17 protein-coding genes and 2 pseudogenes are annotated in these 19133 nt (G+C 55.2%); 6 read left to right on the plus strand and 13 right to left on the minus strand.

The annotated features are described in order from the left end of the window. Nucleotides 1–11 precede the first annotated feature (11 nt). On the minus strand, nucleotides 12–1640 hold the full coding sequence (locus AB4N73_RS10185; RefSeq protein WP_305380938.1) for an ATP-binding response regulator: 1629 nt from the start codon (nucleotides 1638–1640) through the stop codon (nucleotides 12–14). Nucleotides 1641–1754: 114 nt separating this feature from the next. Here AB4N73_RS10185 and AB4N73_RS10190 point away from each other — a divergent pair, with 114 nt between their 5' ends. Then, nucleotides 1755–2357: a LuxR C-terminal-related transcriptional regulator gene (locus AB4N73_RS10190; RefSeq protein WP_460143376.1), complete on the plus strand. Its 603-nt coding sequence runs from the start codon at nucleotides 1755–1757 to the stop codon at nucleotides 2355–2357. A gap of 6 nt (nucleotides 2358–2363) precedes the next feature. On the opposite strand, the gene AB4N73_RS10195 is transcribed toward AB4N73_RS10190, so the two are convergent. Then, complete coding sequence (locus tag AB4N73_RS10195) at nucleotides 2364–3362, minus strand: bile acid:sodium symporter family protein (protein ID WP_460143377.1); 999 nt, start codon at nucleotides 3360–3362, stop codon at nucleotides 2364–2366. An 82-nt stretch (nucleotides 3363–3444) separates the two neighbouring features. Between AB4N73_RS10195 and AB4N73_RS10200 the strand changes: the two genes are divergently transcribed. Beyond that, on the plus strand, nucleotides 3445–4233 hold the full coding sequence (locus AB4N73_RS10200; protein WP_150635070.1) for an AraC family transcriptional regulator: 789 nt from the start codon (nucleotides 3445–3447) through the stop codon (nucleotides 4231–4233). A 239-nt stretch (nucleotides 4234–4472) separates the two neighbouring features. Continuing rightward, nucleotides 4473–5447: a TerC family protein gene (locus AB4N73_RS10205; protein WP_150635069.1), complete on the plus strand. Its 975-nt coding sequence runs from the start codon at nucleotides 4473–4475 to the stop codon at nucleotides 5445–5447. A 124-nt stretch (nucleotides 5448–5571) separates the two neighbouring features. On the opposite strand, the gene AB4N73_RS10210 is transcribed toward AB4N73_RS10205, so the two are convergent. Together AB4N73_RS10210 and AB4N73_RS10215 are read right to left on the minus strand one after the other, a co-directional pair. Beyond that, complete coding sequence (locus tag AB4N73_RS10210) at nucleotides 5572–6672, minus strand: polyamine ABC transporter substrate-binding protein (protein WP_460061718.1); 1101 nt, start codon at nucleotides 6670–6672, stop codon at nucleotides 5572–5574. A 249-nt stretch (nucleotides 6673–6921) separates the two neighbouring features. Continuing rightward, a complete protein-coding gene (locus tag AB4N73_RS10215) occupies nucleotides 6922–8328 on the minus strand; it encodes a purine-cytosine permease family protein (protein ID WP_016775036.1) in 1407 nt (468 codons plus the stop codon). A 324-nt stretch (nucleotides 8329–8652) separates the two neighbouring features. Here AB4N73_RS10215 and AB4N73_RS10220 point away from each other — a divergent pair, with 324 nt between their 5' ends. Then, entirely contained in the window at nucleotides 8653–9138 is a 486-nt protein-coding gene (locus AB4N73_RS10220) for a flavin reductase family protein (RefSeq protein WP_016775037.1), read from the plus strand. Nucleotides 9139–9278: 140 nt separating this feature from the next. Here the strand turns inward: AB4N73_RS10220 and AB4N73_RS10225 are convergent, their stop codons facing one another. After that, nucleotides 9279–10046, minus strand: a complete 768-nt coding sequence (locus AB4N73_RS10225; RefSeq protein WP_460143589.1) for a methyl-accepting chemotaxis protein — start codon at nucleotides 10044–10046, stop codon at nucleotides 9279–9281. A 138-nt stretch (nucleotides 10047–10184) separates the two neighbouring features. After that, a pseudogene (locus tag AB4N73_RS10230) lies at nucleotides 10185–11225 on the minus strand (cache domain-containing protein); the annotation flags it as partial. 203 nt (nucleotides 11226–11428) lie between these two features. Here AB4N73_RS10230 and AB4N73_RS10235 point away from each other — a divergent pair. Continuing rightward, complete coding sequence (locus tag AB4N73_RS10235; protein WP_122602394.1) at nucleotides 11429–12472, plus strand: LLM class flavin-dependent oxidoreductase; 1044 nt, start codon at nucleotides 11429–11431, stop codon at nucleotides 12470–12472. A gap of 448 nt (nucleotides 12473–12920) precedes the next feature. Here the strand turns inward: AB4N73_RS10235 and AB4N73_RS10240 are convergent, their stop codons facing one another. Together AB4N73_RS10240 and AB4N73_RS10245 are read right to left on the minus strand one after the other, a co-directional pair. Beyond that, entirely contained in the window at nucleotides 12921–13559 is a 639-nt protein-coding gene (locus tag AB4N73_RS10240) for a hypothetical protein (protein ID WP_460143378.1), read from the minus strand. A gap of 112 nt (nucleotides 13560–13671) precedes the next feature. Beyond that, nucleotides 13672–14115 (minus strand): hypothetical protein, encoded by a 444-nt coding sequence (locus AB4N73_RS10245; RefSeq protein WP_460143379.1) that lies wholly within the window; start codon nucleotides 14113–14115, stop codon nucleotides 13672–13674. A 1271-nt stretch (nucleotides 14116–15386) separates the two neighbouring features. On the opposite strand from AB4N73_RS10245, the pseudogene AB4N73_RS10250 reads away from it, so the two are divergent. Continuing rightward, a pseudogene (locus tag AB4N73_RS10250) lies at nucleotides 15387–15536 on the plus strand (LLM class flavin-dependent oxidoreductase); the annotation flags it as partial. A 93-nt stretch (nucleotides 15537–15629) separates the two neighbouring features. Here the strand turns inward: AB4N73_RS10250 and AB4N73_RS10255 are convergent. The 5 genes from AB4N73_RS10255 to AB4N73_RS10275 form a co-directional block, all read right to left on the minus strand. Further along, nucleotides 15630–15974 (minus strand): hypothetical protein, encoded by a 345-nt coding sequence (locus tag AB4N73_RS10255; protein ID WP_460143380.1) that lies wholly within the window; start codon nucleotides 15972–15974, stop codon nucleotides 15630–15632. 240 nt (nucleotides 15975–16214) lie between these two features. Beyond that, the gene (locus AB4N73_RS10260) at nucleotides 16215–16799 is read right to left on the minus strand and encodes a hypothetical protein (RefSeq protein ID WP_150635066.1); all 585 of its coding nucleotides are present in this window, start codon (nucleotides 16797–16799) and stop codon (nucleotides 16215–16217) included. Beyond that, on the minus strand, nucleotides 16796–17506 hold the full coding sequence (locus AB4N73_RS10265) for a hypothetical protein (RefSeq protein ID WP_460143381.1): 711 nt from the start codon (nucleotides 17504–17506) through the stop codon (nucleotides 16796–16798). The genes AB4N73_RS10260 and AB4N73_RS10265 overlap by 4 nt, the downstream gene beginning before the upstream one ends. A 199-nt stretch (nucleotides 17507–17705) precedes the next feature. Continuing rightward, nucleotides 17706–18107, minus strand: a complete 402-nt coding sequence (locus AB4N73_RS10270; protein WP_460143382.1) for a hypothetical protein — start codon at nucleotides 18105–18107, stop codon at nucleotides 17706–17708. A gap of 161 nt (nucleotides 18108–18268) precedes the next feature. Then, on the minus strand, nucleotides 18269–18559 hold the full coding sequence (locus AB4N73_RS10275; protein ID WP_024013216.1) for a hypothetical protein: 291 nt from the start codon (nucleotides 18557–18559) through the stop codon (nucleotides 18269–18271). Nucleotides 18560–19133 lie beyond the last annotated feature (574 nt).

Consider the following 19133-nt stretch of genomic DNA (forward strand, 5'->3'; position numbering starts at 1 on the left):
TACATCGGCCTTTACAGCATCTGTTCAACCGCTGCGCCTTGTCGATCACGCAGGGCGCGCAGCGTCGCGCGTAACTCGGCCGGGCGCACAGGTTTCGACAGAATCGCAATCTGCCGGTCATGCAAGGCAGCCTGAATCTTCTCGACGTCATGCCCGGTGATGATCATCGCCGGCACGGCCCAGCCGCGCTGCCTGCGCACTTCATCGATGCATTCGATACCCGTGGCGTGGGTGCCGAGGTCATAGTCGGCGACGATGATGTCGCAGTCGGTGACCAGGCCTTCAGCTGACCACTCGGCCTGCACCACGCAGCCCCAGCGTTCGAGCAACGCCGAAGTCGCGAGCAACACGTTGCGGTCATCCTCGACCAGACACACCTTCAGCCCGGTCAACAAACCTGCCTGCCGCGCTTCACTGCGAACCACCGGTGACTGCGGCGCCGCCACGATCGGCAACCCCGCAAGCGTCACAGCGGTGCCGCGTCCCAACCGTGAACGCAGAGCAACGTGCACATCGATCAGTTCACCAAGACGCTTGATGATCGACAGGCCCAGCCCGACGCCCTCGACATCTTTGTCGCGCACTTGCCGTACCCGATAAAACTCCTCGAAGACCTTGTGCAGATGCTCTTCGGCAATGCCGTTGCCACGGTCATGGATGACGATGGCCAGCCCTGCCCCACGTTTACGCACGCCGATCAGCACGGGACGTTGCGCGCCGTATTTGAAGCAGTTGGAGAGCACGTTCTGCACCATGGTCGCGAGCAGCGCCGGGTCGGTTCTGACCCAGTGGTTGCACGGTCGCAGCCGCAGCTCGACGCCTGCCCAACGGGCCGCTTCCTGGTGTTGGCGTATCAGATCCGCAAGCCATTCACCAAGATTCAGCGTTTGCATTTTCGCTTCAACCCGACCGTTATCGAGGGTGTAGAGGTCGAGAATCGAGCGGAACAATTGCGAAACGTTAAGCAGCGAGCGGTCGATGTTATCGACCAGCCGCCGCTCGTCATCGCCCAGGCGCGACTCTCGCAGACACGCGGTAAACAGACCGATGGAATGAATCGGCTGACGCAAGTCATGACTGGCCTGCGCCAGAAACCGCGACTTTTCCAGGTTAGCCGCCAGCGCTTCTTCCGACGCCTTGCGCGTGCGCTCAAGCAGCAAGTGCGCATAAAACGGAATCACCGTGCTGGTGATCAGCAGCATCAGCACCATGAACGGCTGCGCCTGCCAATACGGCGTCAGGCGATAGACCACCAGCAGCGCCACCAATGCAAGGCCGGTGGCGATTGCCAGATAGCGCGAGCCGTAGCGCATGCCGTTGCCGAGATTGACCCAGACCATCACCGCATACAACGGCAGCGCCGCTTCGCCGCCGATCACCAGTCCAAAACAGGTGCCGGTGTAATCGTGGACCATGGCAAAAATCCGCCGCGCCGGATAATGCCCGGGCCAACGCGCAATGGCTTGGCGGAACGCGATCGAAGCCAGCAGAAACAAGACAATGTAAGTGATGACCGGCAGGTAGGTATCGAAGCGATGGCCCGGCAGAAAACCCAGCACGACCATGTAAACCACCGCAATGGCAGCGATGATAATGCGCAGGTTGGCCTGGTCGAGTTCGGTATTTTTTTCGAACTTCATGGTAAACGTCCTTGTGCAGCAATCGTCAGTTTCGGAAGCAGCCTACAGGCAACCTTCGCGTCCAGTGCTAAGGTGCAGGCCTTGAATCACGCCTGACCCAGGGAGGGTCGCGTCATGACGTGCCGGATCATCATAGCCGACGATCACCCGCTGTTTCGCGAGGCGATGCTGCGCACCGTGCAGCGCTTGCTGCCCGATGCGGATACCTGCGAGGCCGGCGACTTCGACGCGGTGCTCAAGCTGCTGTCACAGGGCGACGAGCCGGACACGCTGATGCTCGATCTGCGTTTTCCCGGACTGACCTGCATCACTCAACTCGCCGACTTGCGAAGACGATTGCCGCGCACCACGCTGATCGTGGTGTCGATGGTTGACGATCAGACGCTGATCAGTGAAGTCATGGCGGCGGGCATTGACGGTTTTATCGGCAAGAACATTGCGCCGGATGAAATCGACCAGGCAATTCTGGCGATCCGTGAAGGTGAGGTGCTGGTGAAGTCGGCGCCGTCCGGCTTGTTGCCGCTGGAAACCGCGACGACGCTGACGCCGCGTCAGCAGGACGTGCTGCGGTTGATTGCGCAAGGCAAGACCAACAAGGAAATCGCCCGTGAACTGGATATTTCGCCGTTCACGGTGAGGATCCATGTGTCTTCGTTGTTGCGCACGCTGGACGTGCCGACGCGAGCGGCAGCGGCGGTCAAGTATTCGGGGCTGTGAACCCTTTTACGGATCAACCTGCGCCATCAGATCCGGCACCGACTCCGGCCGCTTGGCATAGCGCTGCGCCAGCACCGCGCAGACCATCAGTTGAATCTGATGGAACAGCATCAGCGGTAGAATCAGCACGCCGATGGTGCTGCCGGCAAAGAGTACCTGCGCCATCGGCACGCCGGTGGCCAGGCTCTTTTTCGAGCCGCAGAACAGGATGGTGATGCGGTCTTCCTGATTGAAGCCGAAGGCTTTGCTCAACAGAATTGATGCCACCAGAACCGACGTCAGCAGGATGCAGCAGACCACCACCAGGCCGAGCAACTCGAACAACGGAATCTGCTGCCAGATGCCTTCGTTGACCGCCTCGCTGAATGCGCCGTACACCACCAGCAGAATCGAGCCCTGATCAACGAATTTCAGCCAGTTCTTGTTGCGCCCCACCCACGCGCCGATCCAGCGACGGGCGATCTGCCCGGCAATGAATGGCAGGAGCAATTGCACGCTGATCTTCACGATCGCATCGAGAGTCGAACCGCCGTCACCGTGAACGTTGAGCAGCAGCGTTACCAGCAGCGGCGTCAGAAAAATCCCGAACAGACTGGAAGCCGCCGCACTGCAGATCGCCGCCGGAATATTGCCTCGCGCCAGCGAAGTGAACGCGATCGCCGACTGCACGGTGGCCGGTAATGCGCACAGATAGAGCATGCCCATGTACAGCTGATCACCGATCAGCGGTGACAACAGTGGTTTGAGCGCCAGACCGAGAATCGGGAAGAGCACGAAGGTAAGCCCGAACACCAGCAGATGCAGACGCCAGTGGCCAGCGCCGGCGATGATCGATTCGCGCGACAGCTTGGCGCCGTGCAGGAAGAACAGCAGGGCGATGGCGATGTTGGTCAGCCAGCCGAAGCCGACTGCGACCTGGCCGCTGGCGGGCAGGAAGCTCGCCAGCAAGACGACGCCGATCAAGGTCAGGGTGAAGTTATCGGGCAAAAAACGTGGGCGAGTCATGCGGTTCATCCGAAGGTTGCCAGTGCGTGCGAACGACTCTAACGTGACTGGCAATTACCGACTAACGCCGAAGAGCCGCAAGATGCCGCCTAAAGGACATGCCAAAAGCGTCCGCCGCAGTGTTCCCGGGCTGCCGAGCCTGCCGCGCCCCGTGTATGGACGCATTGAATCTCTGCCCAACCGCGCCCTCACCCGCCGCCACAGTCATCCGTGGGTGCAGTTGTCCTACGCGATTCAAGGCGTCCTCGAAGTGCAGACCAGCGCTGGCCGTTTCGTCGCGCCGCCGGAGCGTGCGGTGTGGATTCCGGCCGGCGTGCCGCACCGGGTGTTCAGCGCACCGCATACGGAAATGCGCAGCCTGTACATCGACAGCAGCGTCACCGGTTGGGCGGCTGAGCATTGCCATGTGCTCGGCGTCAGCGATTTGCTCAGGGAGTTGATCCGCGCCTTCAGTCAGGTGCCAGTGGAATACGACGAAAGCGGCCCTGACGGACGCTTGGCCCAGGTGATCCTTGATCAATTGGCCGACGCGCCGACCATCGACTTGATGCTGCCGCTGCCGCAAGACCCGCGCCTGAAGCAGATCTATCAGAGCCTGGAGCAACACCCGGAACAGCAGACCACGCTGAGCCACTGGAGCGAAAAATTCAGCATCACCGAAAAGACTCTGACGCGCCTGTTTTTGCGCGACACCGGTCTGACCTTCCGCGCCTGGCGCCAGCGCCTGCGCTTGCTCGGAGCTCTAACGCCGCTGGAGAAAGGTGAGCGTGTGACCGACGTTGCACTGGCTTGTGGATACGACTCGACCTCGGCGTTTATCGCCGCGTTTCGTCAGCAGTTCGGCGAAACGCCGGGAGAGTTTTTCCGCTGATACTTCGTTTTTGCCGAACTGTCAGTCAGAAATAAACGATTTTTCTTTGCTCCAGATCCGTCGCTAGCATGGCCCCGTCTGACTTTGATCGAGAAGAGAAGATGATCCCTGTGGGAGCGAGCCTGCTCGCGAACGCGGTGGGTCAGCAACCTCAACTTCGCTGTTCCATCGCATTCGCGAGCAGGCTCGCTCCCACAGGAGATGTGCTTGCTGCAAATAAAAAGACAGGGGAGCGTGCCATGCCTGCCACGAACATCAACATCGGCGAACCCTGGATGTGGGGTGCCTTCATCATCTTCGTTCTGGCCATGCTGGCCCTGGACCTGTTTGTCTTCGGTGGGCGCAAGGCGCACCGGGTGTCGGTGCGGGAAGCGTCGGCCTGGGTGGTTGCCTGGTGCCTGTTGGCGCTGAGCTTCGCCGGGTTGCTCTGGTGGTATCTGCATGGCGAATTCGGCAGTGAAATCGCCCGACAGAAAACCCTGGAATTTCTCACCGGTTATCTGATCGAGCAGTCCCTGTCGATCGACAACATGTTCATCTTCGTGATGATCTTCAGCTACTTCGCCGTGCCACCGGAATTGCAGCGGCGGGTGCTGCTGTACGGCGTGCTCGGCGCGATTGTCATGCGCGCGATCATGATTTTTGCCGGGGTGTGGCTGGTGTCGCAGTTCGAATGGCTGCTGTATGCCTTCGGTGTGTTCCTGATCATCACCGGGATCAAGATGCTGGTGTTCGCTGATCATCAACCGGATCTGGAAAAGAATCCGATACTGCGCTGGGTTCGCGGGCATATGCGCATCACCAGTGGCTTTCACGGCGAGAAGTTTTTCATCCTGCAGAACGGCGTTCGCTGGGCAACACCGATGTTCCTGGTGCTGGTGCTGATCGAGGCCAGCGACCTGATGTTCGCGGTCGACAGCATCCCGGCGATCTTCGCCGTCACCACCGACCCGTTCATTGTCTTCACCTCGAACATCTTCGCGATCATGGGCCTGCGCGCGCTGTACTTCCTGCTGGCGGACATGGCTGATCGCTTTCACCTGCTCAAGTATGGCTTGGCGATCGTACTGGTGTTCATCGGCGGCAAGATGGTGCTGATGCCGTGGTTCCACATGCCGGTGGAATGGTCGCTGGCAATCGTCGGGTCGGTGATTCTAGGGTCGGTGCTGTTGAGTCTGGCGACCAGCCGCGAGGCTGAACGCCGCACCGAATGACACCACACAACCCTACCTGTGGGAGCGAGCCTGCTCGCGAATACGCCGGATCATTCAACATAGGAGTTGAATGACACCCCGCTTTCGCGAGCAGGCTCGCTCCCACATTTGAAGTGCGATGCTCTTATTTATCGGATTTGATACTGGTCCACACCCGCGTGCGCACCCGCTCCATTTTCTGCGGCAACGGCTGCACCACATACAGGGTTTTCAGCGCTTCGCTGGTCGGGGTCAGGTTGGGGTTGTCGGTGATGTCCTTGTTGACCAGCGGCATCGAGTCCTTGTTGGCATTTGGGTAACCGAGAAAATCGCTGATCGGTGCGATCACTTTCGGGTCGAGCAAGTGGTTGAGGAATTCGTGGGCCTCGGCGACGTTCTTCGCGCTCTTCGGAATGGCGAACGTGTCGAACCAGATCGGCGCGCCCTCCTTCGGCAAACGCCAGTCGACCACCACGCCATTGCCCGCCTCTTTGGCGCGATTGCCGAACTGGTAGAAGCTGCCGGAATAACCGATCGCCACGCAGATGTCGCCGTTGGCAATGTCGGTCATGTACTTGGCCGAGTTGAAGTAGGTCACGTACGGGCGAATCTTCATCATCAAGGCCTTGGCCTTTTCATAGTCCGCCGGGTTCTGGCTGTTCGGATCGAGGCCGAGGTAATGCAGGGCCAGCGGCAGGATCTCCGACGGCGAATCGAGCATCGCCACGCCACAGGCCTTGAGCTTTTCCATGTTCTCGGGCTTGAACACCAGATCCCAACTGTCCACCGGCGCGTTTTCGCCCAGGGCGGCCTTGACCTTGGCCGGGTTGAAGCCGATCAGCACGGTGCCGTACATGTACGGCACGCCGTACTGGTTGCCGGGGTCGTTGGCGTCGAGCAATTTGAGCAGGGCCGGATCCTGGTGCTTCCAGTTCGGCAATTTCGACTTGTCGAGTTTCTGGAACACGCCGGCCTTGATCTGGGTTTCGATGAACTGATTGGACGGCACCACCAGGTCGTAACCGGAGTTGCCGGTGAGCAGTTTCGCTTCCAGGGATTCGTTGGTGTCGAAGGTGTCCCAGGTCACTTTGATCTTGCTTTGCTCGGCGAAGTCCTTGGGCACTGACGGCAGGATGTAATCCGCCCAGTTGTACACCCGCAGTTCGCGCTGCTCGGCCTGGACGGCGCTGGCCAGCAGCGTCAAGCCACACACGGTGGCGCCCAGAATGCGTTTGATCGTGACCATGGTTGTTTCCCCGAATGCGACGTGAGATCGATGGTTTTTATGTTCTGTACACGGCAGTGGCTGTAACGATAGCCAAGGGCAAAAAAGGTCGAGCCTGTTGTTATGGTTTCGATTCTTGCTGACAGCGTAGCGCGATGACAGTAGGCGGCAGGCCAAAAGGGGATCGATATGGCCAATTTGCTTGACCGCCGAGATACGCACACAAAAATGCCCGGCACTGGGCCGGGCATTGCTGTGTTGCCGTTGGGATCAGTCGGTATAGCCGAGCCTGGCCGCCCTGCTCTGCTGCGCCTGACCACGGGTTGCGAGGCAGTAATACAGCGGCACCGTTACCACCAGACCGACCAGCCAGGACAGGTCGGCACCTTCCACCAAGTTGGCGTACGGCCCCACGTACAGCGAGGTGTTGGCAAACGGCAGCTGCACGATGATGCCGATGAAATAGGCAATGATCGCGTGCAGGTTGAAGCGCCCGTAAATCCCGCCGTCAGCGCGGAAGATCGAGGCGATGTCGTAGTTACCGCGCTTGATCAGATAGAAATCGATCAGGTTGATCGACGCCCACGGCACCAGCACCAGCAACAACGCGAGAATCAGTCCGATGAATTCGGAAATGAAATCCGCCGAGGCACCGAGGGCGACCACGCAGCATCCGGCCAGGATCACGCTCGACAGCACCACGCGCACCTTGATGCTCGGCGTCCACTGGCTGGCAAAGGTCTGAATCGAGGTGATGATCGACAACACCGCGCCGTACAGATTCAGCGCGTTGTGGCTGATGATGTTGAGCAGAAACAGCACCATCAGAATCGGCCCCAGCCAGCCGGTGGACTGCTTGACCGCTGCCATCGCTTCAGTGCCTTCCGGCGTCGCCAGTACCGCCACCGCGCCAAAACTGAACGACAGAATCGTGCCCAGCGTCGCACCCAGATACGTCGCCCAGAAGGGTTTGGCGATGCCGATGTCTGCTGGCAGATAACGCGAATAGTCGGAGACGTACGGCGAGAAGCTGATCTGCCAGATGATCCCCAGCGACACCGTCGCCAGCCAGCCGGAGAGATTGAAACTGCCGCGTGTCAGGAAGTCTGCCGGCAAGTCATGGGCGAAGATGTAGATGAATCCGGCGAGCAACGCGCCGCCCATCACCCAGGTGCCGATGCGGTTGAGGGTGTGGATGAAGTTGTAGCCGATCACACCGATCGCCGTAGCAGCCAGCGCTCCGATCAGAATGCTCAGCGGCGCCGGTACTGACGGCGCAATGCCGACGATGGATTTGCCGGCCAGCACGATGTTGGAAATGAAGAAACCGATGTAGATGAGCGCCGCGAAGAACACGATCAGCAGTGCGCCATAACGACCGAACTGACCGCGACTCTGGACCATTTGCGGAATGCCCATGCGCGGACCCTGCGCCGAGGCCAGCGCAATCACCACGCCGCCGATCATGTGCCCCAGCGCAATCGCCAGCAGCCCCCAGAACAGATTGAGGTGGAACACCTGGACCACCATGGCGCCGGTGACGATGGGCAGTGGCGCGATGTTGGTGCTGAACCAAAGAGTGAACAGATCGCGGGCCTTCCCGTGGCGTTCCGCGAGTGGGACGTAATCGACCGTATGATTCTCGATCAACGGATCTTGCCGGGACATCTGGGACATATGCATGAACTCGAGTTTGTCTGTTTTTATCTTTGTATGAAGCCAAACCGGGAGGACTCTTGGGTCGCCCCTCAGATGCAGACCATATTATGGTATTCCAAACTTTGCACAAGCCTGATCCGCTGATTCTGTCGCTGTCTGATCCGCTATCCTCGCTGATCCCACCCCTGACCGGCTAGCTGAAAGCCCCGTAAACACTGAGTTTCCGACGAAAGTGGCACGTTTATCGGTTCACCAGAAAAGCTCTTGCAAGATATGTATTACGGTATACCATCATACTTACAGGCCATAAAAAATTGCGTCACACCACCCGAGGACCACCCAATGATCGATGCTGCCATTTACAAACAAGTCATGGGCTCGTTCCCGTCCGGCGTTACCGTCATCACCACGCTGGACGACGACGGCCAGATCGTCGGCCTGACCGCCAGCGCGTTCAGCTCACTGTCGATGGACCCGGCGCTGGTGCTGTTCTGCCCCAACTACAGCTCCGACTCCTATCCCGTGCTGATCAAGAACAAACGCTTTGCGATTCACCTGTTGTCCAGCGTGCAGCAAAGCGAAGCCTATGCCTTCGCGCGCAAAGGCAAGGACAAGGCGCAGGGCATCGAGTGGACGTTGAGCGAACTGGGCAACCCGATCCTCGCCAATGCCACGGCGGTGATCGAGTGCGAGTTGTGGCGTGAATACGAAGGTGGCGACCACGCGATCATGGTCGGCGCGGTGAAGAACCTGATCGTCCCCGAGCAGGTCGCCGGACCGCTGGTGTATTGCCACGGCAAGATGGGTGCGTTGCCGGTTGTGGCGTGATTTCACCAGATCTCGGATATCCCATGTGGGAGCGAGCCTGCTCGCGAATGCGATGGGTCAGTTGTTACATTGTTGACTGACCCGACGCCTTCGCGAGCAAGCTCGCTCCCACAAGTTTTGGTGTTGCCTGGGCTACCGTGTCAGGTCCTAAACCGGCTCACCAACTGATTCAACGTCTGCGACAACGCCGTCAGGTTCTGCGCATCCTGGCGAGTCGAATCCGCCAGGCTCGCCACCAACTGCGCATCACCATGAATCTGGCTGATGTGCCGATTGATGTCCTCCGCCACTTGATGCTGTTCCTCCGCCGCCGTGGCGATCTGGGTGTTCATGTCGCGGATCACGTCGACCGACTCACGAATCAATTCAAAACTCGCCCGCGCCTCGTTGATCGACACCACGGTTTCCTGTGACACCTCAAGGCTGGCGTGCATCTGCTTGCCCATCTGATGGGTGCGCCGCGCCAGATTGCCCAGCAGTGCGTCAATCTCACCGGTGGAATCCGAGGTGCGTTTGGCCAGCGCGCGGACTTCATCGGCGACCACGGCAAAGCCCCTGCCCTGTTCACCGGCGCGCGCGGCTTCGATGGCGGCGTTGAGCGCGAGCAGATTAGTCTGCTCGGCAATCGAACGGATCGTGCCGAGGATGGACTGGATGTCGTTGCTGTCCTGTTCCAGTTGCTGCATCGACTCGGCACTGTGGCCGATCTCCTGGCTCAAGCGCCCGACGTTGCTCACAGCCGCATCGATCTGCTGCTGCCCGGTGTGTGCCTGACGCTGACCGTTGTCTGCTGAATCGGCCGCTTGGCTGCACGAGCGTGCGACCTCGTTGGAAGTGACGACCATTTCGTGAAACGCCGTAGAAACCATGTCCACCGCCTCACGCTGACGCGAAGCCACGTCGGCCATTTCCGCCGAGACCTCGGTGGAGCTGCCGGAGCTGCTGTGAATCTGCCCGGCTGCCTGGCCGATGCGTTGAATCAACGTGCGAATCGCTTCGAGAAACTGGTTGAACCAGCCCGCCAGTTGCGCGGTTTCATCCTGCCCGCGTACTTCCAGTCGCGCAGTCAGATCGCCCTCGCCCTGGGCAATGCCTTCGAGTCCGCTGGCGACACCACGAATCGGCTTGACCATCAGCCCGGCGAACCACGCGCCGGCCATTGCAAACAACAGTGCGCAAACCACAGCGATAGCGCCGATCAGCCAGGTCAAACGAGTCGCCCCGGCCATCACTTCGCTCGCCTTGACCAAGCCGACAAACCGCCAGCCCAACGCTTGCGAAGGCCAGACCAGCGCCATGTAATCCTCGCCGGCCAATTGCACCTCGACCAGGCCCTTGCCCGCCTCGGCCAGTTGCTGATAACCGTCGCCGAGATCGCTGAGTTTCTTGAAGTTGTGCGCCGGATCACTCGGGTCGACCAGCACGGTGTTGTTGGCTTCCATCAGCATCAGATAACCGCTCTCACCGAGGCGAATCTGCTTGACCAGGTCGGTCAATTGCTTGAGCGACACATCGATGTTGACCACGCCGGCATTGCTGCCCAACTGGTTGTTGAAGCTGCGCACAGTGCTCACCAGCACCACGTCATCCGCCGCCCAGTAATAGGCCTCGGTGCGCAGGGTTTTACCGGGATTGGCTATCGCGGTTTTGTACCAGGGCCGGGTACGCGGATCGTAGTTGGCCAGTTGCGCATCGCCCGGCCAGAACAGGTAACCGCCCTGCTCGGTGCCAACAGATAGATAGGTGTAAGCCGGGTGCGCCTTGGCCAGACCGTCGAACAGCTTGAACAGCTGTTGATCCCGCGGCCCCAGCGGCACTTGCGCGGCGTCGCTGCTCAGGTAGCGTTTGAGGCTGGTGTCGATGCTCTGCAGTTGCGGATGCTCGGCCAGGTAAGCAACGTTCTGGCTGATGCCCTCGAAAAACAGCTGCATTGCGTTTTCCACCTGACGCACTTCGCGCCCGGTGCTGTCGGTAAAGGTGTCGCGCGCGCCCTCGCGGACATTGAGGATGATCAGCGCTGCCACCAGCAACACCGGCAGGCTGGCGATTACCGCAAACGCCAGAGTCAGTTTTTGTTTTATGTTCATTGCTTGCGCCTTCCTTGTTCGAAGTGTCGGTCAGAAATATTTTGCGGATATTCCGTATTATGGTATACCAATATTCAATCAACCGAACAGCCGTCCTCGAAGGCGTGCTTGAATGGTGAGAAGACTCGCGAGCGCACAGCGTTCACGTCAGTTCGACAGGCCCGCACACGACCGGCCAATTACAAAAGACTCGAGGTAGCGTCATGAAATTTTCCCTGTTCGTACACATGGAACGCTGGGACGAAAGCGTCAGCCACCGCCAACTGTTCGAAGACCTGACCGAACTGACCCTGATGGCCGAGGCTGGCGGTTTCAGCACTGTATGGATCGGCGAACACCACGCCATGGAATACACCATCTCCCCAAGCCCGATGCCGCTGCTGGCCTACCTCGCAGCGAAAACCACCACCATCCACCTCGGCGCCGGCACCATCATCGCGCCGTTCTGGCACCCGCTACGCGTCGCCGGCGAATGCGCCCTGCTCGACGTGATCAGCAACGGCCGCATGGAAGTCGGTCTGGCGCGCGGCGCCTATCAGGTTGAATTCGACCGCATGGCCGGCGGCATGCCCGCCTCCAGCGGCGGCCAGGCCCTGCGCGAAATGGTTCCGGTGGTCCGCGCCCTGTGGCAAGGCGACTACGCCCACGACGGCGATATCTGGAAATTCCCCACCTCCACCAGCGTGCCGAAACCGATCCAGAAGCCCAACCCACCCATGTGGATCGCCGCCCGCGACCCGGATTCGCACAACTTCGCCGTCGCCAACGGCTGCAACGTCATGGTCACGCCATTGATGAAAGGCGACGAAGAAGTCCTCGACTTGAAGAACAAATTCCAGACCGCACTGGACAACAACCCCGATGTTCCGCGTCCACAATTGATGGTGCTGCGTCACACCCACGTGCACACCGCTGATAACCCGGACGGCTGGCAAGTTGGCGCCAAAGCCATCTCACGTTTCTACCGCACCTTCGATGCGTGGTTCGGTAACAAGCAGACACCGGTCAACGGCTTCCTCGCGCCGAGCCCGGAAGAGAAGTTTGCCGGACGTCCGGAGTTTGAGCTGGAAAGCCTGCACAAGACGGCGATGATCGGCACGCCGGAAGAGATCATTCCGCGGATCAAGTATTACCAGGAACTGGGCGTGGATGAGTTCAGTTTCTGGTGTGACAACAGCTTGCCGCATGAAGAGAAGAAGAAGTCGCTGGAGTTGTTTATCAAGCATGTGGTGCCGGCGTTTCGTTGAGTCACTGCTGAGTGCGTTGCCCAAATCAAAAAGCCCCGAGCAATTCGGGGCTTTTCAGTTCTGTATGCAAATAATCTTCTGGGATATTCCCACCACCAAATCAGGACTCAAAAAATCTGTCTTGTCAGAGCCACTTCTATATCTGGTCGACATCAACTCCTACTGCTGTTGCTCATGGCACACGGCCGAAAATTTGGCCTTCATCGTCAGAGTCAATTTATATCCAGCAAAAATCAGGCGTAATCTCACGAGCTATCCCAGTTGACACAAGAATATTTCTAACCCGAAGGATCGACTGCGCGTGACCGCTAAATACCAGAGTAGAGCTTTTCTGGAGCAGATTTCTCGACATTAAAAAATTGTGACCTGTCACTTCGGAAACCGCCCTTATCGGTGCTTGATTTCAAAAGTCGCCGCGACAGCAAATTTCATACAAGATCCGCAACGGTCAAGCACCGTGCTTCGGTTTAAAATCATCGATGGTTTTGTGCTTTTGCTTCAGTAAAGACTCTACAAATTCGATATCGAAATTCAGTAAAAACACAATAGCATCGTAAATTTTCCAGCGATGAATTTCAAAACTATCGACTATCGAAAGAAGATGGTCTTTTATAAGAGGTAGATATTCTTGATATCTTTCTCTCTTTGCAAAATCAAGCGCAGCAGTTATTTCAAATGGTTTACTGTTCGCCAGCAAAATCATTTTCGAGACAAGTGGAAAGACTTCAGCTCTCGCGACCTCAGCGTGGCCTCGTTCGGCCCTATTGGCATAGTATTGAGTCAGCGCATAAAGTATATGACGATAAGTATCGTCATAACCGTGCAATCGATGGAAGTAATTCCCTTCGATGCTTTCAGGCTTTTCCATACATTTCTCGAGAGCCATTAAACCATCTCGGCATCCCCAATGGGTCAAAAGCTTCGCGGCCAGGAACCGCTCTTCATCATCCCGTGTGCGACAAAGTAATGCCCTAACGGCGTCAACTCGCTCCTGAGGAATATCCTCTGAATCCAGGTCTCCGGCTTCGACAGCATAATCAGCATGCTCCGGGATATCGTTTAAAAGCCCGTATATGTTCGAGTCCATAGATGTTTCTTTTATACCTTTGTCTGGTCATCCCAAAACAAAATGAGGGACGGGTCACAACTTGCGGAACGCTTACTAAACGAGATCAGTGCCTTTCTGTGTTCCGCCCTACTCAATTGCTGCGCTTAAACCCTGCACCCGCACTGAGGCGCATGCCTGAATACGGATCACTCACATCTGTACCAAGCTCAGCGATGGCGTCTTCGATAGCTTCTGCAACTTCAAACGAAACTTCGTCAACTTTGCGACTTAAAATAAAATCGTGCGTGCCCTGAAGCCCAAGCCCTGCGCTGACCGAAATGGCAAGCCCAACACAAGCAAGGTCGAAGCCGTCCCAGCAAGCAATCAAAAAAGTGTCGAGCTGCGTCTTCAACGGCTCCTCCAGAACGGTATAACTGTGCCATTGGCGATCACTCAACGCCCATAATACCTGTAAACACTCGCCTCTTTTCTTGCGCTGAATGGGAATGCTATCGATGATGCTGGAAAACTCGTGGCGCAAGTCTTCGGCCGTCATAGTGTCTGGTAGCGCATCATAGTAAGAAACTGCTTTCATCTCTGAACACCTCGAAGTACCTGCTCACCGCACATAAAAAGGAACAGCGAATACCAGGATAAACTGGCGAAAGCTCTGCGTGATGAGGTACATCGTCAACCGCAGAGCCTAAATGGCTTTGAAGGGATCCCCCAAGGTCTGCCCCTGAGGGGTCCCCGATTTTTCCTACAGAAAATCAAGATATTGGATGAGTGAAGAGATCTGCATGCGTCGGCAACCTGGTTCAGCTTTGATAGCTGGCTCATGCTGACCCCATACTTCTGTAGGACCATGGACACGCGGGGCATGGATCATTCGATCATGCCCCCTTTGGTTTTCCCTGATAGAAGAGAAAACAAACACTCACCCCTCCACATAGTCTTTAACTTTATAAAAGTTCTTGTAGATCCAACGCACTGACAGAAGAACTGAAAGAGGCAGCCCAAACCACTTGAATACCATGTTGAAATCCGGTTCAAAAAACAGATACAAAACTGCCATAAGCAAAAAAACCAAAAGCAGCGATACCAGAAGAAACGCGGACCAAACAAATCCGATCACGCTAAAGAAAATAATCCCCCTTAGAATAATATTTTTATTTCGCACCGCTCGCCTCCTTATAAAAGTCAAACACTTTTCCGCCCACTCCACCTATGTACACACCCAGTACCGAACCATAAGGCAGACCGATACCTGTGAGCGGTAAATTATTATTATCGAACTGCCTTACCGTCACACCGAATAAAGATGTTGACTTCCGGCCATCTGACGCTCTGACTTTCAAGGAACCTTTGCAAACCCTGCTCCTGCGTCATCAGGCGCACAGCCTAAAGTAGATTTGTGAAAAAAGGGAGGCAGACCAATTACATTAAATGTAGTCAGTTCCCATTTAACCCCTAGAAAATATTATTATAATCATACATATACTCTTCATATTCTCCAGCAGTCCAAACATGACCATCGAGACGATCGACCATGATTATACCGCCCGCTTTATTCTCTACAGCGTTATCATATCCCAACGTGAAGGACCAAAACAAAGGCGGCTTTTGTCCTTGTTCACTTATACTAATTTTTCCGAGATTCGTGACATGTGCCTGCGCCAACTCAAACGCAACCGTAGAAGAAATTCGGCTTTCTCGATATTCGACTGGCACGCTAAAACAAGGTATGTGATGCCTTCTAAAATCAGAAACCACCGCCACCAACTTAACCCTATCAACACTGATAAATAGATAGCCTGAATAAATCAACCCATTATCCGGCCTGAAACTTTTATCAAATAAACTGATACGCCCAAAGAGATCCTTCCGCGGATCAAGTACTACAAGTAACTGGGCGTGGATGAGTTCAGTTTCTGGTGTGATAACAGCTTGCCGCATGAAGAGAAGAAGAAGTCGCTGGAGTTGTTTATCAAGCATGTGGTGCCGGCGTTTCGCTAAAGGTTTCGCAGGTTAAACCAAAAAAACGCCCCGCTTCAGACGGGGCGTTTTTTTGGAAACAGGCACCAACTCGTGCAACCTGGCTTTCGCAGCCTATTCGCCGCTGACATCCTCGCTGAGCACTTTGAAGGAGTGGAAGTTGAAGGCTATTTTTTCTTCTTCCTCATCAATCAGCTCATACCGTATACGATCCAGTCCGCCTTCAACCCTCGACACGCAAAGATCCATGAACTGTGTCAGGCCACCACCAAATCCCCGCACGTTCAGACCGCCCACGTTAAAAAATATGACCGCGATAGTCGCTGCTCCAGGATCCGCAGACTTCGCCAGCGTCATCAACAGGTTGTAACCGGTAAGTCCATCTTCGGAATCCAGGTGAAGACTTTCCACATAAACGTATTCACGCAGAAAGCCATTCAGTGCTTCAACATTGTTCAATGGTTGATCCTCGTGTGCTTTAAGCTCCAGATATTGCAGCCGGCAACCTGCCCTGAATTTGATTCACACCTTATTACCGGCAGCATTCATCAGAATGCGTACAGCTCCATACAACTGATTATCCGACGTACCGTTCACCTATCCGACACTTCGGTAATATCAAATTGACAAAAAAAGGCAAAAAAGAGGTAGCCCGTAAAGAATGGGACAGTCCACATATGTTAAAGATCAGCACTTAGTTTATAAAAAACGAACTTTCCAAAAATCCTTACCTGCATCCACCCAATACTTTTCTCGTGACGGAATCAAGTAGCTGAAATCGCCAGATTCAGCAACCCAGTCCGAATGCACATACTCCTCATGAAATCGACCGTCATCCATGTGCATGAAAATCTTTCGATCAAAATTCACGTAAAACAGTGGAAGCCTCGAGCGTATGACATTTGCATTTTTGAACAGCTCCGAATCCAGACCTTCGCCTGTGAGATAGTAGTTTTCAATTTTTTCAAAAACATTCGGCTTAGCCCCAATAAAGCCTTGCAATTCGGAAGACGACAAAATCTTTACACTCGGCCCATGAAGATACGAAGGAAAGTTCTCGGCAGTCATCTTCAGGATACCATTTCTGAATTTCAGGCAGGATCGTTCGTATTGCTCTTGCGTGATAGTTCCGTTACTCAATGACGCTCTAAGACTCTTGTCAACGTCAAGAGTAAAATTACGCTTCTCGTCAACAATCCAGTAACACTGAGCTGACTGAACAAAAAAACCGATACTTCTTTCGCCGTCCCACAGGTCATCAAAAACGTCTTGATCAATGGTCATTTCTTAAACTCTTTTAAAAATTCGTCTTGCGTATAGACACGAGCATTACTCGCACTGTTTTCGAGTAGCGACTCCCATATCTTCGGCAACTCCAGGGAGTAACCTGGTTGGCCCTCGTCGACTCTCTTGGGTGCATCACGGTCCCTTGGGCCATCGCCGTGCTGAGGTATCACTCTATCCATAATTTCCTTATGAGTCTTGGCATCGATGTCGAAGACCACTACGGAGCCATCAGGACGCTTGTTCGTCAAGTAGTAGGTTGCGTGGTCAGCATTGCCAACACTGACACGCAGCTGGCCCGTACACCCAGGATTAATGGTAATGCTCCCGTCGTCATTGGCGGTAATTCGATTCTGGCTCGTCTTAAAACCTGTTCCCCCACTTTCTACCCGGAAATAGGTTACGTTTTCCGCCGAGTCGCTTTTGGTATTTCCTGCGTTGCCTTTCGGAGCAGTGGATTCGGCCTCCTCTGTCGATCCAGCAGGCCCTCCCTTGGGTTTATTCTTACCGCCTCCTGCGGTCTTAATCGTCGGAGCCATCCCAGATACTGACATCGCCAAGCCTTCAACAGCAGCCATCGCCATTTCGTGGCTGATGCCAAGCGTTTGAACCAGTGTGTCCGCAATCGCAGCGACTGAATGTCCAGCGGTGATGCCCGCCAGCATATTCTGGAACCCGTGATTTTCCGCGATCAGCAGATCGAACATCTTGGCTGCTTCGGGTGATGCCGAGGCTGCCAGGTCTTTCAATTTATGAGTTTTCGCCTCGGCCTCTGCAACAATCCTTGAAAAGCCTTCGTAAGGTAACGGGGACAGACCACGTTTTCAGAGTGCTTTCTAAACGTGGTCTGTCCCCATTTACCCCCAGAACCCGCGGCGACGTGCTACCTGTATCGCAACACTCCTTTTACAACCCGCCCAGAAGGTTCTTGTATTTCTCACAAACCGACCTACTGGACAGGGTGGAATCGTCCACGTCATTTAAAACACAAGGCCAAGCTTTCGCAAAACTCAAAAAAACCTTCAAATACATTAACTTCGCGTGCTCAGTATGATCTAGATTGATCTCAATCATTGTCTGCGGAGTAGCCCCGAGAGCATCCTGCCATTCTTGCTGATCTTCGTCATCATAAAACTCATTAAGAATATCTTTTGAATGCAGGGCCAACCAAATATCTGAATCATCCTCACCAACGCCACCGCGAGAAGGTTTTCCGGCACTCACGAACCCGCCATGTTCTAGGAGCACAGCTTTAAAATCATCCGTGCTCAACTTTTCTGATGATAGGATCATTGCCGACAATGACATAATCAAAGCCCTCCTTTTAGCTACTTAAAAATGCGCTGCACATAATGTGAGACGGACTACACGACAATATAAAAACGGGGGACAAAAAAGGTGGCGGATTTAGTTTCGGTTGGATTTGTGATCCTTTTCCGCGAAAAAACAAATCTGCCACCTTTAACTTTTCAGTTACTTGTACCAATCGAAAAAACCTGATCCCAGAGAATCGATGTGAGATATTCCTTGGCATCTGCCTCGTCATCTGCCGGATATACGACATAGTCATCGTTGTCTAGCAGCAAAACCCAAGATACAGAGTCATCTTGATAAAGAGATTCAAGTTCCCGCTCGACATTCGATCGCTGCTCCGGATCATCCAGCATACGCCTTAACAAACTTTGAGCTTCCGAGTCACTCAGCCCTACCTCTACCGAAAATACCGACCTCAAAATATTAACCACACGCGAGTAGTTCATAAGCAGTCACCTAGCTGGAAATATAGTAATGGTTTGCCATGTATTACTAGCTTTATCAAGTTCATAGGTTGCCTGAACGCTGCGCAAGTTCTGCACCAAATTCGGCGCATCTTCCATAGAAGGGCACAATTTACTTCCGCCAACGCGCTCAAATCCACGCCCGAGATCGACACCGAGATCACCTACGTCGGATGGCTTGATGGTAACGACCGTGGCCCCAGGATCCCTCGCTATCGCTGCTTGAAGCGCACCATTATTGAAAACGGGGGACAGACCACGTTTTACCCCTCCATGTCGCATAGGGTATGGTCCTTGTTCTGCGCGGCCAGCAGGTTCAGGTCATTGCCGGTGTAGACGTCGTTGCCTGCGCAGAGCTTACCCGCGATCAAAGTGATGTCACGGCCCGAGCTGGGTTTTACGTCGCCGCCAGCGATTAATTCAACATCTTTTTAAACGGTGTGGTTGTACTGCTCATGGAGGCGTTTCTTGCCGTCCTCGCTATGGGTTTCGACGTTGTGTTTCTCACCGGCCGAGGACATGTTGATGTCGCACTTGGCCTCGGCGGTAAGGTTGC

It is taken from the genome of Pseudomonas sp. S3_B08, assembly GCF_054667725.1.

What these genes read in the sequence shown, in the direction of transcription:
- AB4N73_RS10185 (WP_305380938.1), bottom strand. Translation starts at nt 1,640, where the DNA reads ATGAAGTTCGAAAAAAATACCGAACTCGACCAGGCCAACCTGCGCATT.
- AB4N73_RS10190 (WP_460143376.1), top strand. Translation starts at nt 1,755, where the DNA reads ATGACGTGCCGGATCATCATAGCCGACGATCACCCGCTGTTTCGCGAG.
- AB4N73_RS10195 (WP_460143377.1), bottom strand. Translation starts at nt 3,362, where the DNA reads ATGACTCGCCCACGTTTTTTGCCCGATAACTTCACCCTGACCTTGATC.
- AB4N73_RS10200 (WP_150635070.1), top strand. Translation starts at nt 3,445, where the DNA reads ATGCCGCCTAAAGGACATGCCAAAAGCGTCCGCCGCAGTGTTCCCGGG.
- AB4N73_RS10205 (WP_150635069.1), top strand. Translation starts at nt 4,473, where the DNA reads ATGCCTGCCACGAACATCAACATCGGCGAACCCTGGATGTGGGGTGCC.
- AB4N73_RS10210 (WP_460061718.1), bottom strand. Translation starts at nt 6,672, where the DNA reads ATGGTCACGATCAAACGCATTCTGGGCGCCACCGTGTGTGGCTTGACG.
- AB4N73_RS10215 (WP_016775036.1), bottom strand. Translation starts at nt 8,328, where the DNA reads ATGTCCCAGATGTCCCGGCAAGATCCGTTGATCGAGAATCATACGGTC.
- AB4N73_RS10220 (WP_016775037.1), top strand. Translation starts at nt 8,653, where the DNA reads ATGATCGATGCTGCCATTTACAAACAAGTCATGGGCTCGTTCCCGTCC.
- AB4N73_RS10225 (WP_460143589.1), bottom strand. Translation starts at nt 10,046, where the DNA reads ATGGCCGACGTGGCTTCGCGTCAGCGTGAGGCGGTGGACATGGTTTCT.
- AB4N73_RS10235 (WP_122602394.1), top strand. Translation starts at nt 11,429, where the DNA reads ATGAAATTTTCCCTGTTCGTACACATGGAACGCTGGGACGAAAGCGTC.
- AB4N73_RS10240 (WP_460143378.1), bottom strand. Translation starts at nt 13,559, where the DNA reads ATGGACTCGAACATATACGGGCTTTTAAACGATATCCCGGAGCATGCT.
- AB4N73_RS10245 (WP_460143379.1), bottom strand. Translation starts at nt 14,115, where the DNA reads ATGAAAGCAGTTTCTTACTATGATGCGCTACCAGACACTATGACGGCC.
- AB4N73_RS10260 (WP_150635066.1), bottom strand. Translation starts at nt 16,799, where the DNA reads ATGACCATTGATCAAGACGTTTTTGATGACCTGTGGGACGGCGAAAGA.
- AB4N73_RS10265 (WP_460143381.1), bottom strand. Translation starts at nt 17,506, where the DNA reads ATGTTCGATCTGCTGATCGCGGAAAATCACGGGTTCCAGAATATGCTG.
- AB4N73_RS10270 (WP_460143382.1), bottom strand. Translation starts at nt 18,107, where the DNA reads ATGTCATTGTCGGCAATGATCCTATCATCAGAAAAGTTGAGCACGGAT.
- AB4N73_RS10275 (WP_024013216.1), bottom strand. Translation starts at nt 18,559, where the DNA reads ATGAACTACTCGCGTGTGGTTAATATTTTGAGGTCGGTATTTTCGGTA.